Source organism: Exiguobacterium sp. SH5S13 (assembly GCF_004337085.1).
Taxonomy (GTDB): Bacteria; Bacillota; Bacilli; order Exiguobacteriales; family Exiguobacteriaceae; genus Exiguobacterium; species Exiguobacterium aurantiacum_A.
This window is the reverse complement of record NZ_SJUS01000002.1, coordinates 40392-55857: the sequence shown is the minus strand read 5'-3', so window position 1 is coordinate 55857 and position 15466 is coordinate 40392. Positions and strand designations below refer to the sequence as shown.

General features: G+C 51.2%; 13 protein-coding genes and 2 tRNA genes. 3 read left to right on the top strand and 12 right to left on the bottom strand.

Annotated elements, in window-relative coordinates:
• Nucleotides 1-74: 74 nt before the first annotated feature.
• From EVJ30_RS01670 to EVJ30_RS01640, 7 genes are all read right to left on the bottom strand, one after another.
• Nucleotides 75-1013: a PstS family phosphate ABC transporter substrate-binding protein gene (locus EVJ30_RS01670; protein ID WP_131458742.1), complete on the bottom strand. Its 939-nt coding sequence runs from the start codon at nucleotides 1011-1013 to the stop codon at nucleotides 75-77.
• Between the two features lie 149 nt (nucleotides 1014-1162).
• Nucleotides 1163-3220 (bottom strand): peptidoglycan D,D-transpeptidase FtsI family protein, encoded by a 2058-nt coding sequence (locus EVJ30_RS01665; protein ID WP_201739052.1) that lies wholly within the window; start codon nucleotides 3218-3220, stop codon nucleotides 1163-1165.
• A 153-nt stretch (nucleotides 3221-3373) separates the two neighbouring features.
• The gene (locus tag EVJ30_RS01660) at nucleotides 3374-3982 is read right to left on the bottom strand and encodes a superoxide dismutase (RefSeq protein WP_071397750.1); all 609 of its coding nucleotides are present in this window, start codon (nucleotides 3980-3982) and stop codon (nucleotides 3374-3376) included.
• 84 nt (nucleotides 3983-4066) lie between these two features.
• Nucleotides 4067-5536: an alpha-amylase gene (locus EVJ30_RS01655; RefSeq protein WP_131467837.1), complete on the bottom strand. Its 1470-nt coding sequence runs from the start codon at nucleotides 5534-5536 to the stop codon at nucleotides 4067-4069.
• Nucleotides 5537-5658: 122 nt separating this feature from the next.
• Nucleotides 5659-5732: transfer RNA gene (locus EVJ30_RS01650), tRNA-Ile, on the bottom strand.
• 4 nt (nucleotides 5733-5736) lie between these two features.
• Nucleotides 5737-5813 (bottom strand) — tRNA-Met (locus EVJ30_RS01645).
• A gap of 115 nt (nucleotides 5814-5928) precedes the next feature.
• Nucleotides 5929-7575 (bottom strand): Na/Pi cotransporter family protein, encoded by a 1647-nt coding sequence (locus tag EVJ30_RS01640; protein WP_131459029.1) that lies wholly within the window; start codon nucleotides 7573-7575, stop codon nucleotides 5929-5931.
• A gap of 182 nt (nucleotides 7576-7757) precedes the next feature.
• Between EVJ30_RS01640 and EVJ30_RS01635 the strand changes: the two genes are divergently transcribed.
• Nucleotides 7758-8216 (top strand): hypothetical protein, encoded by a 459-nt coding sequence (locus EVJ30_RS01635; protein WP_236635586.1) that lies wholly within the window; start codon nucleotides 7758-7760, stop codon nucleotides 8214-8216.
• 21 nt (nucleotides 8217-8237) lie between these two features.
• Here the strand turns inward: EVJ30_RS01635 and EVJ30_RS01630 are convergent, their stop codons facing one another.
• Nucleotides 8238-9923 carry a methyl-accepting chemotaxis protein gene (locus EVJ30_RS01630; RefSeq protein WP_131459028.1) on the bottom strand — a complete coding sequence of 562 codons (1686 nt, stop codon included), beginning with the start codon at nucleotides 9921-9923 and terminating at the stop codon, nucleotides 8238-8240.
• 218 nt (nucleotides 9924-10141) lie between these two features.
• On the opposite strand from EVJ30_RS01630, the gene ispG reads away from it, so the two are divergent.
• Entirely contained in the window at nucleotides 10142-11263 is a 1122-nt protein-coding gene (gene ispG, locus EVJ30_RS01625) for a flavodoxin-dependent (E)-4-hydroxy-3-methylbut-2-enyl-diphosphate synthase (protein ID WP_016508052.1), read from the top strand.
• A gap of 70 nt (nucleotides 11264-11333) precedes the next feature.
• Complete coding sequence (locus tag EVJ30_RS01620; RefSeq protein ID WP_236634044.1) at nucleotides 11334-11918, top strand: hypothetical protein; 585 nt, start codon at nucleotides 11334-11336, stop codon at nucleotides 11916-11918.
• A gap of 32 nt (nucleotides 11919-11950) precedes the next feature.
• On the opposite strand, the gene EVJ30_RS01615 is transcribed toward EVJ30_RS01620, so the two are convergent.
• Genes EVJ30_RS01615 through EVJ30_RS01600 form a run of 4 tightly spaced genes read right to left on the bottom strand, consistent with a single transcriptional unit; the run spans nucleotide 11951 to nucleotide 15420 of the window.
• On the bottom strand, nucleotides 11951-13348 hold the full coding sequence (locus EVJ30_RS01615) for an NAD(P)H-hydrate dehydratase (RefSeq protein WP_131459027.1): 1398 nt from the start codon (nucleotides 13346-13348) through the stop codon (nucleotides 11951-11953).
• Between the two features lie 56 nt (nucleotides 13349-13404).
• Nucleotides 13405-13815: a Fur family transcriptional regulator gene (locus EVJ30_RS01610; protein WP_131459026.1), complete on the bottom strand. Its 411-nt coding sequence runs from the start codon at nucleotides 13813-13815 to the stop codon at nucleotides 13405-13407.
• Entirely contained in the window at nucleotides 13802-14665 is an 864-nt protein-coding gene (locus EVJ30_RS01605; RefSeq protein ID WP_131459025.1) for a metal ABC transporter permease, read from the bottom strand. The genes EVJ30_RS01610 and EVJ30_RS01605 overlap by 14 nt, the downstream gene beginning before the upstream one ends.
• Nucleotides 14662-15420, bottom strand: coding sequence for a metal ABC transporter ATP-binding protein (locus EVJ30_RS01600; RefSeq protein WP_131467835.1), 759 nt, complete (start codon nucleotides 15418-15420; stop codon nucleotides 14662-14664). Before EVJ30_RS01600 ends, EVJ30_RS01605 begins: the two co-directional genes overlap by 4 nt.
• Between the last annotated feature and the right edge of the window lie 46 nt (nucleotides 15421-15466).

Genomic DNA, 15466 nt, shown 5'->3' with positions numbered 1-15466 from the left:
GCTCCCTACCTCTTCATACTAGAAAGCATGGCGAGAAGGCGAGAGAATCTCTCACCTTCTGCCATTTGCTCTATTTATTCACCAGCGAGTTCATCAATCAGTTTAGCGTTCTCATCGTAACTTGCCTGCTCCATCGCGACATAGCCGACTTCTTCAGCAAGTGCTCCGGCATTTTCGTTCATAAAGCGTGCGAAGTTTACAACTTGCGGCTTTTCTTGCATCGATGCGTTGTTCACGTACGTGTAGATTGGACGTGACAGTGGGTATTCGAACGATGTCACGTTCTCAGCTGTCGGCTCGACGCCGTTTACTTTCAACGATTTCAACGTGCCTTCGTTTTCAATGTAGTACGCGTATCCGAAGAAACCGATCGCGTTTTTCGTTCCGGCAACTCCTGTTACGAGGACGTTGTCGTCTTCTGACAACTGTGCATCTTGGCGAACGTCTGTATCTTCGAGAACTGCTTCGTTGAAGTAATCGAACGTACCTGAGTCTTTACCAGGTGAGAAGAATGAGATCTCTTCATCCGGCCAGTCCGAGCGGACGTCTTTCCATGTCTTCACGTTCATATCTGTCCACATCATGTTAAGCTCATCCATCGTGATATCATCGGCCCAATCGTTCTCAGGGTTGACGACAATTGCCAATCCGTCAAGCGCGACCGCGATTTCTGTGTACTCGACGCCGTTCGCTTCAGCTTCGGCTGCTTCTTCTTCTTTGATTTCACGTGATGCGTTCGAGAAGTCTGTCTCCCCGGTCACGAAACGTTTGAAGCCGCCGCCCGTTCCAGATACACCGACCGTTACTTCAACGTCTGGCTGTTCAGCTGAATACTCTTCAGCGACCGCTTCCATGATTGGGAATACGGTAGACGAACCGTCCATGACGACTTTACCTGAAAGTGCGTCCCCTTCGGCTCCACCGTTTTCTTCTTCATTGTTTCCACACGCGGCACCGACGATGGCCACCGAAGTGATTGAAGCGAGTAAAGCTGATTTTTTCATCCAAGACATTTCTGACGTCCTCCTTGAGTTTGCTTTGATTTGTGTTGTGGATCTGTTGTTTCGTCCTACAATTAACATCCTAATAAACTACTATTAACGATAAATAAACGGAACGTAAAAGAATTGTAAAGATAAAAAAAGCCACCGAAGTGACTTCTTTACTGGAGCTGCGCTTGGACGTCTTCTAAATCAAAATATACTTTCATGATGTCATGGGCGACGCGCGTGTTGACGCCTTCCGCCTCAAGACCTGGCATGATGATCGCCCACGCGATCTCTGGATCGTCATACGGAGCCCAGCCGACGTGGTTCGAGTTGAGCGTCTTGATCGGCTCACCTTTATCGTTTCGCTTCGCTTGACCGTCCGGCCCTTCCGCGATCGCTTGCGCGGTCCCGGTCTTACCGGCCGCCGTCACTCCCGTCTGTTGGAGAATCCGTGACGTCCCGCTCTCGACCCCTTGACGGAAGCCTTGACGCGAACGCTGGATGAACTCGTCGCGGATGTCGACTTTGTTCAGCGCTTTCGGCTGGAACGTGCTGACGACTTGTTTGTTCATCTCATCGAGCGATCCCGGTTCAATGATCTCTTTTAACAGATGCGGCTGCACCCGATATCCGCCGTTGGCAAGCGTCGACGTATATTGCGCGAGTTGGATCGGCGTGTACGAGATGAACTGACCGATCGACATATCCATCAACAGTGTGACGCGGTCGGGTACGCTCCGGAAACCGATTGATTCGTAAGGAAGATCGATGCCCGTCTCGATCCCGAGTCCGAACTGTTTATAGTAGTGCTCCATCGTATTGAACGCCTCAGTGACGTTGTCACCGACGATTTGGCCGGTCGAGTAATAATCGGCGAGCCTGAGCGCGATCTGGAACATGTAAATGTTCGACGACATGGCAAGCGCATCGAGGTCGTTGATGTTCCCCATGTTCCGGTAAGACGATTTGAGCGAAGACCCGATGCGGATCGGCGCGTCGTAAATGTATTCGCCCGGCTTGATGACTTCTTCTTCAAGTCCGAACGCGACGGTCGCCCCTTTGATCGTCGAGCCGATTTGGCTCGCCCGGAGCACGGTTCCTGTCGAGACGTCTTTAAACTCGTTCGTCTCAAGATCTAACTCTTGGCCAGACAAAGCGAGCAGCTCGCCCGTCTTCGGATTCATGACGACAACGAAAGCCCGGTCGAAGTGCGGACTCCCCGAACGCCCGGCACGGATCGCCTTCTTCAAGATCTCATCGACTTCTTTTTGGAATTCGATATCCGTCGACAAGATGATGTCTTTTCCGGGATTACCGCTCACGCGCGTAGGCTCACCGACCGGTTGACCTTTATACGTCGTGAAAACGTCATAGGCCGGGGTCCCGCGTAAAATATCTTCATATTGCTGCTCGAGATAAGACGTCCCGACCCGATCGTTCAACCCGTAGCCTTTCGCTTGATACGAGGCCCGTTGCTCGGCCGGGATTTGACGATAGCTTCCGAGGAAACTTTGGAACGTTTCACCGAACGGATAAGCCCGCTGGTAATACGGTTCGACGCTGACGCCTGGCAACAGCTCCAAGTTTTCTTCGATCAAAGCCATCTCTTTCGGCGACGCGCCGATCTTGATGACTTGTGGGTCTAACGCGTACCCGCTCTCCATATTATGTTTGATGGCGATGATCTCTTCGGTCGCATCATCGAACGTGATCTCTGCTTGTGTGATTGAATCAAGCAGCAACTGATCGACTGCTTGGTTCGACAAGGCGGCCCGCTCTTCTTCCGGCAGCTCGGCGAGAAGCGATTGAACTCGTTCTTGCGAGCGCTCGGGATCGATGGCGATCCAATAGTCCTTGCGGTCCCGTTCGGTCACTTTGCGGTCTTTCTCCGGAATGTCGACGATCTTAGCAAGTTTGACCGCAACATCGAGACGCTCCTCCGTTTTCGTCACTTGGGAGCGACGGTACATGACCGAATAGTTCGAGATCGTGTCGGCCAACACTTGCCCGTTCCGATCGTAGATTTTGCCGCGAGGCACCTCGTACTTGATCTTGCTCGACTCGGTCTTTTGAACTTCTCGGGCGATCAACTCTCCGTTGACGATTTGGACGACGCCTAACCGAAAAATCAACGTCGCAAACAAGATGAAGACGATAAAGAACAATAAATTTAACCGTAACGGAAGGTGGTTACGCCGTTTTTTCGGCACTTTCACACGGTGTCTAGCCAATTCAGTTATCTCCTTCCACATTCAGTTGCTTCTATATTATACTTTTCTGTATTTCTATTTTCAGACTCGATTTTCACTATATCATAATTTGTTTACAAATTAATGAAATGTAGAAAAAATCCCGAGATTCAACCGAATCTCGGGATCGTGTCATTATTTGGCGTCAGCGTAAAGCTTCGCGACGTAATCCCAGTCGATGACGTGGAAGAACGCTTGGATGTAGTCCGGGCGACGGTTTTGATAGTTCAAGTAGTACGCGTGCTCCCAAACATCGAGTCCGAGGATCGGCGTGATGCCTTCCATGATCGGTGAATCTTGGTTCGGTGTCGACGTGACTTCGAGCTTGCCGCCTTTGACGACGAGCCAAGCCCAACCTGAACCGAAACGAGTTGTAGCGGCTTTCGTGAACTCATCTTTAAACGCGTCAAAGCTGCCGAACGCTTCGTCGATCGCCGTTGCGAGTTCGCCCGTTGGTGTCCCGTTCTCGTTTTTCTTCAACAACTTCCAGAAGAACGAGTGGTTCCAATGGCCGCCGCCGTTGTTACGAACAGCTGTCTGAATGTCAGCAGGAAGCGAATCGAGTTTTTGGAGCAAGTCTTCAAGTGAAGAGTACTCTACATCTTTTCCTTCGAGTGCATTGTTCACGTTCGTGACGTAAGCGTTGTGGTGTTTCGAATGGTGGATTTCCATCGTGCGTGCGTCAATGTGTGGTTCGAGTGCATCGTATGCGTAATCAAGTTGTGGTAATTCAAATTTAGCCATAACTAAAATCCCCCTTTAAATTGGTTTGAACAACGTTCGCTTTAAATGTAACAGATTTGTGACGGCTTACTCAATTGTAAAGGCTTATTCCACCTCTTCGTCCGGCAACGCCCAGACCGAGATCGATCCTGCCGCTACTTTAAATACCCCTTTTCCATCTTCGTCAATCTCGATGATTTCATCGATCGTCTGCGTCAAGTCGACCCATTTCTCCCCGGCACGATATTCCCCGACGTACATCCGTTTCTCCGCCTCCTCGTTATTCGAGATGATGACGGCACAACCTGAGCGCTCGATGTCCTCGCTACCGTGTCGGACCCAGCCGATCACGTTCTCGTTATCGAAGTAATCATCTTGCTGCCCGTATGCTTTTTCGCGACGTGCGTACAGAAGCGGATCGATGGCCTGTTTCTTCCCTTCAGTCGGGTGGGGCCCGTTGATGCCGTAGTAATCCCCGTAGAAGACGCACGGATAACCGTCTCGGCGAAGCAAGATCAGACCGTAAGCACTTTGTTTGAACCAATCTTCGACCCATGATTCAAGCGCCTCGGCCGGCTGTGAGTCATGGTTGTCGACGAACGTGACCGAGTGAAACGGGTGGGACTGGACGAGCGTGTCGTCAAAAATCGTCCGCAAATCGAACGATGCGCCTTCGATCGAGGCACGTTGCAAATTGTAGTGGAGCGGCACGTCGAACAAATCGACGTGGTAGTCGATGTTGTCTAAAAAGGCGCGGCAATCTTCGAGCTCTGACTTCCAAAACTCACCGACCAAGTAAAAGTTCTCACCTTTTTCATCTTTCATCGTTTGGCTGAACTCTTTGACGAAATCATAGTTGATATGTTTGATCGCATCGAGACGGAAGCCGTCACATTTCGTCTCTTCGATGAACCACTTGCCCCAACTTAACACTTCTTCCTGGACTTCCGGATGATGATAGTCAATGTTCGCGAACATCAGATAATCGTATACGCCGAACTCACTATCGACGTTGTCATTCCATTTTTTGTTATCGCCTAAGATGAAGAAGATACCCCTATGCTCGCTCGCCGCGTCATAGTCCGTGCCGTTGAAATGATGGAAGTTCCATTTGAACGACGAGTACTTATCGTTTCGTTCTTTATAATCAAACTTCGTCCACCCTTCGATCTCAAACGGTTCTTCCGACAACACTTTCGTCCGGTCTTCCGAGTCGACTTCTAACACGTCGAACTTCTCGGTTGCGTCGGCTCCAGCTTTATGGTTCAACACGACGTCCATATATACTTGCATCCCGAGCTCTTGGGCGTGTTTCGTCGCCTCAAGCAGCTCTTGCTTCGTCCCATATTTTGTAGCGATGGTCCCTTTTTGATCAAACTCGCCTAAATCATACAAATCATAGACACCATATCCCGTATCCTCATCATTTTGACCTTTTGTGACAGGTGGCAACCAAAGTGCGGTGATTCCTGCTTTTTTCAACTTAGAAGCACGTTCTTTCAATCGCTTCCAATGCTTTTGGTCAGCCGGGACGTGCCATTCAAAAAATTGCATCATCGTATGATTTCGTTCCATCTTACTTCGCCTCGTTTCATATTTTTCAAAAATAAAATGCTAACGAATATTTACCCACGTCTTCACTTTTGAAAACAAAAATGTAAATAAAAAGACAGCTTTCATCAGAAAGCTGTCTTTGATGGACCCTGTAGGACTTGAACCTACGACCGGACGGTTATGAGCCGTCTGCTCTAACCAGCTGAGCTAAGGGTCCTTATTGGTAGCGGCGGAGGGAGTCGAACCCACGACCTCACGGGTATGAACCGTACGCTCTAGCCAGCTGAGCTACACCGCCACGTTGTTATACAGTAATAATATACTGAATGAAGCCGCCACTGTCAATGAAAAGTCATATGTACGAAAAAAAGTCCTACTACTTATAACTTAAGTAGCAGAACTTTTTCGAAACGTTAGACCGATACTTCGTTCGTTGCGTCTTCGAGTGTGATTTCCGTTATGTTCATCGCATGGTCACCGATCCGCTCAAGGTTCGAGAGCATATCGACGAAGAACATACCAGCTTGGCCGTCACATTCACCTGTGTTCAAACGAACGACATGATTTTTGCGGAACTGGCGCTCGAGCATGTCGAGTTTCGCTTCCATCTCGATGACTTGACGCGCCTCGACCATGTCACCGCTCGCGAGCGTTTGGAGTGACTTCTCGAGTGTGGCCCGTGTCAGATCATACATTTCCGTCAATTCTTTTTGAGCTCCCGGCGAGAGCGTGATGCGTGTCGCCGTCTTATAGTCGATCAACTCGATGATGTTCTCAACGTGGTCACCGATTCGCTCGATATCGTTGATGGCATGCATGAGTGTCTTATGTTGTTGTGATTCGTGCTCCGTCAAATCGACGGCCGCGAGTTGAACAAGATAATCCGTAATTTTAGAGTTCAGCGAGTTTAACGCATCTTCAATGTGCGCTGATTTTTCCGCGTGCTTCTTGTCACCAGTCTCCATATAAGAACGTGCCTCATCAAGACCAAGCTTCGCGAAATCACCCATGCGGATGACTTCATATTTAGCTTGTTCGACCGCGATTGAAGGCGACTGTTGAATGAAGATTGGGTCCAAGTGTTGCGCTTTCGTATCAACGATTGAATCTTCGCCTGGTACAAGTTTCGTCACGACCCAGGCAATTGTCCCGATGAACCAGAACTGGATCAATGTGTTGGCGACGTTGAACGTACCGTGGGCGAAGGCGATTTGCATCTTCGCCTCAATGTTAAGGAAATTTGTAATCCAGAAAATGTATTGCGTAAAGAGCGGTAAGATAATCAAGAACATGGCCGTCCCGACCAAGTTAAAGATGACGTGGGCCGCAGCTGCGCGACGAGCCGCGACTGACGCACCGAGTGCAGCGAGAACCGCTGTGATTGTCGTCCCAATGTTATCACCGAACAAGACCGGTAGAGCGGCCTTCAAGTCGATCGAACCACCAGCGTATAGTTCCTGGAGGACACCGATCGTCGCTGATGACGATTGAACGATCAACGTGAACACCGTACCGACGACAACTCCGAGGATCGGGTTTTGACTCATCGATTGTGTGAGTTCGAAGAAGTACTCGCTCGTACGGAGCGGACGCATGCCGTCTCCCATAAGTTCAAGACCGTAGAAGAGAGCTCCGGCGCCAAAGATGATTTGACCCATATGTTGAAACTTCTCTTTTTTAAAGAAGAACAACAGTGCAGAACCGACGGCAATCATCGGGAGCGCATACTCACCGATATCAATTCCGATGATGAACGCTGTCACCGTTGTCCCGATGTTCGCACCCATGATGACCCCGATCGCTTGACGGAGCGTCATGAAACCGGCACTGACAAGACCGACCGTGATAACTGTCGTACCTGTAGACGTCTGAAGAAGAATCGTAACGATGATCCCGGCTAGTACTCCGAGGAATGGATTCGTTGTATACTTATCAAGGATGTCGCGGAGTCGATCTCCTGCAGACTTTTGAAGGCCGTCTCCCATCGATTTGATACCGAATAGGAAGATCCCTAATCCTCCAAAAAACATGAATAACATTTCTTGCAAATTGTATTCCACGATTTTTGTACCCCTTTTGATTGTGAATTGGTTGTGTTTAATTGGTTCTTATTGCCTTACTCATTATGCCTTCTTCCCTGAGTTGATGTAAACACGTTTAATGTTAAGGTTTTATTAAATAGTTGTCTTATTTTTATGTATTTTAGATGATTTGTACTATAACAGAATGGGGTTTTGTCTGTATGCTTAAAACGACATCAATGTTTATCCGCCATAGCCTGCTACCTACGAAGCAAACGCTACGGCTTCGTCTGGCTCCGCTGCACACTTATATGTTGGCGAGCCTCGTCTTTACAATCGTCGCGACTGTTTTAGATTACCTCGTCTTGCGACCCGATTTTTTCGCACCGATGTGGTTGTTTTTACACGGGTTCGCCATCTTCTTCTTCTATATGACTTGGGTCGCCGTCGCCGCCTTGTTCGTTCAACTCGTGACGAGACTTCGAATGAAGAAACCGTGGCCGTATCGGCAAGCTTGGCCTTACGCGGTCGCGATGACACTCGTGCCGACGCTCGTGCTCGTCGCCTTGTATCACTTTATGCCCGCACTTCTTTGGCTCGGCTTTGTCGTCACGATCGTCTTCTTGACCGTCCCGCTATTCCAAATTCCGCTTAAACAAAAAAAATCGGGACGGCGCTAATACGCGCTGTCCCGATTTTTATCACGTCTTCGGTGCAAGTTCAGTAAGTACTTCCTGCAGCCGTCGACTTTGATGACCGAGGTCTGTCCCGGCTGCTTGTAACGTTGCTTGAACGTCCGTCCATACTTCGACCCCTTCGTACAATTCGTTCAACTTCCGCTCGAGCGTCAAGCCGATTTCTTTCAGTTGTTCGTTCGCTTCCGCCATGTGGAGCAACTGACTTCCCGTCGCGGCCGTCTGATCCGTGATCGATTGGAACTCAGCCATCTGGTCGCGCACTTCGTGATTGATTCTCGCAATCCCTGCCTCAACTCGGTCCAACGTCTCACCTAAATGAAGGATATCGTCGCCGAAGCGAATCATATCGCTAAAAATCTCTTCCCGTTCGGATTTGATTTGTCCGATTGCCGCAACGGCAAGTATCGAAGATTCATTCGTCACTTTCGCTAGCTGACCGACTTCATGAGCGACGACAGCAAACCCTTTTCCGTGTTCCCCGGCGCGAGCCGCTTCGATTGAGGCGTTCAATGCCAACATCTTCGTGGCTGCCGCGACCGATAAAATCGTCTGTAGCGCTTCGTCGGCTCGTTCTGACGTTTCCGCGCTGTCGCGTAAACGCTCTTGGATACCGCCCGCCTTCTCTTTGAACTGCTCGCTCACGCCTCTGACCGAAGCAAACGAGGCGATTTCGCTCGAAATCGTTTGTTGCAGCGCTACCGCTCTCAAGTCGACAGCCGAAATATCTTGTTTGAGTGCCGCGACATGGGCCGCAATGTCCGTGAAGCGATGCGTCGATTCACTCGTAAACGCCTGATACGATCGACTCGTCTGTTCGACCGTACTTGCGACTTCTTTAAAAGCGACAACTTGTTGTTCATTTGATGCAAGTTGCCGCATGAACGTCGGCAAGCTCGTCTCAAACGCCAAAGACGTCTCGTCCATCGTCAGCAACGACTTTTTCCACAGACCGATGAACGTATTGTACTCACGCTCTAAACTACGGATCTCGAACGACTTGGCTCCTAAGTCTACTTCTTTAAAAGCACGCGTCTCTACCGCCTCACGCAGTCGCGTCGCAAACTGCGATAACGGTCTGACTTCGCGACGAATCATCCGAGAAAATAAATAGATAATGATTCCCATCGCTATGATGATCACAGCGAAAAGCGCCTGTCGAAGTTCCCACATCGAGCCAAGTACCGATTGTCTCGTGACAGCCAATACGTAATGAGCTTGTAGTTCTGGGATCGGAACCGCTGCTAAAAAGAAATCGTCTCGTTCAATGACTGCGAGTTCGTTCACTGTCACTTCATTAAATTTGTCTTCAAGCTGCTTGCTCGCTTTTTTTCCTGTCAATTGCTCGACTTGCTCGTCTCGAATCAAGTACTGACCGGCCTCGAGTCCGTCCGCTGATAAAATTGACGCCTGTTGCATGTACGTCGACTTCAATGAGCGTACCAACCCTTTTTCATTTGATAGGTATGCCCCGTACGTCGTTTTGACCGTCTCGCGCATGACTGTCGCTTCTCGGAGTAAGCGCTTCTCGACTTCAGCTGTCAACAGGTGTTCCGCTTTCAGGGCGAACCAACCGAACGTCGTCAAAAACAGGATGACGACAAGCGGCATCAGCGTCCATTGGAGACGTCGCTCAATTTTGACGCCGTCGGGACGTCGCTGCTTCCACAGCTGTTGCAATCGCGTTAACACATCTAATCCTCACCTTTCTCAAGTTACTATTCGTCCGATATATCGGTCTTGAGACGGTGGAAAATTATGAAGCCTCTGTTAAGATAACGTTAGGCTTTGTAAAGAGCACATCTCAGGAGCGCTTGCCGGGTGCTTTTTCACAAACATTTCGTTATGATAAGAAAGAAACCAACCATCTAAATCGATTGGAACCTTTCCAAAAGAAGGAGATTACGTATATGTCAGAAATTTTACACCGTTCATTAACTCGTCCGATTCGTGTCGGCAACGTCATCATCGGAGGATCTGATGAAGTCGTCATTCAGTCGATGACGACGACGAAAACGCACGACGTCGAAGCGACTGTCGCCGAAATTTTACGTCTTGAAGAAGCGGGCTGCCAAATCGTCCGCGTCGCTTGTCCAGATGAGCGAGCGGCCGACGCGCTCGCTGAAATCAAGAGTCGCATCAACATCCCGCTCGTTGTCGATATTCACTTCGACTACAAATTGGCGTTGAAAGCCATCGAAAGCGGTGTCGACAAGATTCGGATCAACCCTGGTAACATCGGTCGCCGTGAGAAAGTCGAAGCGGTCGTTAACGCCGCTAAAGCGAAAGGCATCCCGATCCGCATCGGTGTCAACGCCGGATCGCTCGAGAAGCAATTCCTCGAAAAATACGGATATCCGACAGCCCAAGGCATGGTCGAAAGTGCGATGCATCACGTCAAGATTTTAGAGGACCTCGGTTTTTACAACACGATCATTTCGCTCAAAGCGTCTGACGTGAACCTTGCCCTCGAGGCGTACACGCTCGCCGCGAAGACGTTCGACTACCCGCTCCACGTCGGGATCACTGAATCAGGACCACTGTTCTCAGGATCACTCAAATCAGCGGCCGGACTCGGTGCGATCCTCTCACTCGGGATCGGCTCGACGGTACGTGTGTCGCTGTCTGACGACCCTGTCGAAGAGATCAAAGTCGCCAAAGAAGTGCTCAAGTCGTTTGGCCTAGCCGCTAACGCCGCGACGCTCATCTCTTGCCCGACATGCGGCCGCATCGAAATCGATTTGATCTCGATTGCGAAAGAAGTTGAAGAGTACATCCAAAACATTAACGTCAACATCAAAGTCGCCGTCCTCGGCTGCGCGGTCAACGGACCAGGTGAAGCACGTGAGGCGGACATCGGCATCGCCGGTGCCCGTAACGAAGGCCTGCTCTTCCGTCACGGGAAAATCATCCGTAAAGTACCGGAAGCAACGATGGTCGAAGAGTTGAAGAAAGAAATCGACGCCATCGTCGCCGAGAAACTTGCCGCGCGTGAGCTTGAAGAACAACAACTTGCCAACCAATCTAACTAATCTCTCGCCCGCTCGGTTGCAACCGAGCGGGCTTTTGATACAATGAGTGTTATGGCAAGGAGGAATCAAGATGCACATTGGGATAGATTTAGACGGAACCGTCACGGATCCGCAAAGTTGCTTTCACTATATGAACGACATGCTCGGTTACGCCATCGATTATCATCAGGCGACCGAATACGAGCTCCATACGTACACGAATATGACGCAACATGATTTTTGGACGTTCATGATCGAACACGGTCATGAAGAAGCCATCTATCGGCGTTCACTACCTCACTCTGAAGTGAACGAAGTGCTCTGGCACATTCGGAAAACGCACCAACTTCACTACGTGACGGCGCGCAGCGAGGCCGTTCGCTCTGTCACCGAGGACTGGATCAAACAGTACGAACTGCCGCTCGACTCATTGATTATGACAGGCAGTCACGACAAAGTCGGCGTCGTCAAAGATCTCGCGCTCGACTTGTTCATGGAGGACCGCTATGAGAATGCCATCTCGATCCATGAACAGACATTGATTCCAGTGCTCTTGTTCGATGCCCCGTATAATCGTCGACCGTTACCGGACGGGGTGAAACGCATCACGTCTTGGAACGAGGCACTCCATCTCGTCGACCGCTTCGAGACTACAAAATCCATCATTACCCTATAAAAAAGAGGAATCCGCCGCTGGATTCCTCTTTTCTATACCCGTCCGATCGCCTCGATGACATCGCTCGCGAGAACGCTTGCCGGATGAATCCGTTCACTCGCCGACCTAGCGGCTAACGCGTGCCATAGGACGGCTTGTTCGTTCGGGGGCTGCTCCGGCTCGATCCGCGCACTCCGGGCCCAGAGCGCGAGCAGCATGCCGGTCAGGACGTCACCACTCCCGCCTTTCGAGAGTGCCGGTGCTGCGACCGTGTTGACGGCACCAGTCCCGTCTGGCGAAACGATCAACGTGTACGTCCCTTTTAGAATGAGATGAACCCCATGTTGCCTCGCAAAGTCTGATGCGGCCTTAAACCGGTCTGCCTCGATCATCTCGACCGTCTGTCCCGTCAACCGGGCAAGTTCACCGGGATGCGGGGTGAGCGTCAATGGGCCCGACGCCTGTAAGTGTTCCTTCGTCAGCGCACCGGCATCGACGATGATCGGCGTCGTCCGTTTCTTGACCGCTTGCCAAGCGTTCGTCAACCGTTCATCCTCGACCATGCCCGGACCGATCGCCGTCGCCGCATACCGCGCGTCCGGTATGGCGTCAATCTCGTAAAACATCGCCTCCGGTAACGTTGCGGCCAGTGCCATCGCCTCAGCCGGCACCGCCAAGTCGAGCAGCCCGAGTCCGCTCCGAAGGGCAGCCTGAGCCGCTAAAAACGGTGCCCCGATCAAGTGGCGGCTCCCGCCGACGAGCTGGCCGTGACCGTAAGTCGATTTATGGCCATATGGATCACGGGATAGCAGACCGCGGTCAAAATCGGCCTCCGTCAATACGCGCCAGTTCGACGTCTCAGGCAATCCGATGTCGATTCGTTCGACTTTCCCGTAAAACGGTGCGGTTTGATTCAAGAACGCACTACGCTTATAACCATGTAACGTCAACGTCTGATCGGCTTCGATCGCGTGACCGTCGAACCGGCTCGTCTCGTCGCTCGGCACACCGGACGGGACATCGACCGCGATCACCGTCGCCGCTTGGTCGCACATCCAGGTGATCACGTCTCTCGCTTTCCCGGTGACCGGTCCGTCAAGGCCGACTCCGAACAAGGCATCGATGATATAGTCCGCCTGTCTCGGATTATCTACGACCGGGACCACTTGCTTCGCTAACGCTGCGTGCGTCAAGGCTTCTGGCGATCTCGGCTCACCGAGTGGTGCCCAGACGCTGACGTCATACCCACGCCGGTGCAGTTCACGGGCGATGACCCAGCCGTCGCCCCCGTTATTCCCTCGTCCACAGACGACGAGGACGGACGCCTCTGCTCGAATCGCCAAACGATTCGTCAAGGCCAGCGCCGCCCGCTCCATCAAAACTTCAGGCGTCGTCCCGTGCGCAAAAGCCTGTTCATCCGCTCGCTTGATATCACTTGCCGTATAAATCATCGACTCACTCCCTCCCCATATGTACACAAAAAAGGAAGTTGAAGTAATCAACTTCCTTACTTACATTGTTTACAATACCCGTAAATCTCAAATTTATGATCGATGACCTCAAAATCGGGGTCAAGCGTCCCTACATAACGCATCGGGCAAAGTTCGAGCAGTTTCGTCTTGCCGCACCCGCGGCAGATCAAATGATGGTGGTGGTGCGATGAGCCACACGTGACCCGGAACGCTTTCTCACCGTTCAACTCGGTCGCTTCGAGCAACCCTTCCTCCGCAAACGACTTCAAGTTCCGGTAGACCGTATCAAAGCTCATCGTCGGATGTTTCGAACGCATATAGTCGAGGACGTCTTTCGCACTGATATAGCGCTCTTCGGCCGCCAAATAAGCGTACATCTCAATCCGTTTCGGCGTCACTTTCAATGACGACGACTGCAACCGTTCGATTTGTTCAGTCTGTTTCATGGAGTACTCCCTTCTTCCGTAACGAGCCGATCTTCTCAAACAACATGACGGCAGCCAAAATCAAGACGGCGAGCAAGACGATGACACCGCCCGGGGCGACGTCTAGTTCGTAGGCGAGTACAAGTCCCCCAATCGTCGCAAGCTCACCGAACACGATTGCCCAAACAATCGTCTGTTTGAAACTGTTCGTGAACCGGAGTGCGGCCGCGACCGGTAACGTGATCAAGCTTGAGACGAGCAACGTGCCGACGATCCGCATACTGACGGCGATGACGAGCGCGACGACGAGCATGAACAACAAGTGTAACAGCGTGCTCGGCAATCCGGACACTTTTGCTTGTTCTTCATCGAACGACAAGAACAAGAGCTGTTTATAAAACACGACGATGACGATGACCGTGATGAGCGCGACAGCTAGAATCAAACCGATATCAGACGGACTGACCGCTGAAATCGAACCGAACAACAGCGTCGACAAATCGACCGAGAAGCCGCGCGACAACGAAATGAAGATCGCGCTCAGTCCCATCCCCGCCGACATCATGATCGGGATCGACAGCTCTTGGAAATGGACGTACTTATTGCGGAGCCAATCGAGACCGAGCGCCGCGAGCACCGAGACGAGCGTCCCGAGGTAGAGCGGATTCAAGTCAGAGAAGAACAAGACATACTGTCCGAGAAATAAACTAAAGGAGATGCCGGCGAGCGTCACGTGTGACAAAGCGTCAGCAATCAGACTCATCCGTCTGACGACGACGAAGGAACCGATCAACGGGGCCGTAAACCCGATGACGACGGCCGCTATGAACGCATAACGTAAAAAACTATAGGTTAACAAGTCGGCAATCATGACATACCTTCATGAACGAGGACTTTGACGGGATACGGCTTGATGGCGGCAAGTTCTCCTAGTTCGCTATACTCTTTCAACCCACAGTTACAGGCCATACGTCCTCGGTCAAGATGGACGACTTTCGTGACGAGGTCGGTGACGACGTTTAAATCGTGCGTGACGAGGATGAACGTGCATGACGTCTGCTCGCGCAACAAGTGGAGCACTTCATAAAAGTCCCGCAGATGCTTTTGGTCGACCCCGACCGTCGGCTCATCCAAGATGAGCAAATCGGGTTGGTTGACGATGGCCCGGGCGATGAACACACGCTGCTGTTGCCCACCGGACAGGCTTCCGATTTTGCGGTTCCGATACTGCCACATGTTGACCGTCTCGAGCGCATTTTGAATCGCGGCCCTATCTTCCATGTTCAATCGCTTGAACAGGCCTAGCCGTCCGTACCGGCCCATGGCGACGACTTCTTCGACCGTCACCGGAAACCCAGAGTTAAATGACGCCGCTTTTTGGGAAACGTAACTGATACGGGACTTGTCTTTGAATTGGCCTTGCGGGTGACCGAACAGTTCGACCGTTCCCGCCTGCGGGCTCAATAGACCAAGGATCGTCCGAATCAACGTCGACTTGCCTGACCCGTTCTCGCCGACGATGGCGACGAAATCACCTTGCTTGATGTCGATGGACACGTCCTGAAGTGCGGCCGTGCCATCGTAATAATACGAAACATGATCTAATTTTACGACAGATGTCGTCATGAGCTACCCTTCTCTCGTTTGATAAATCGTAATCATTTCTACTTGC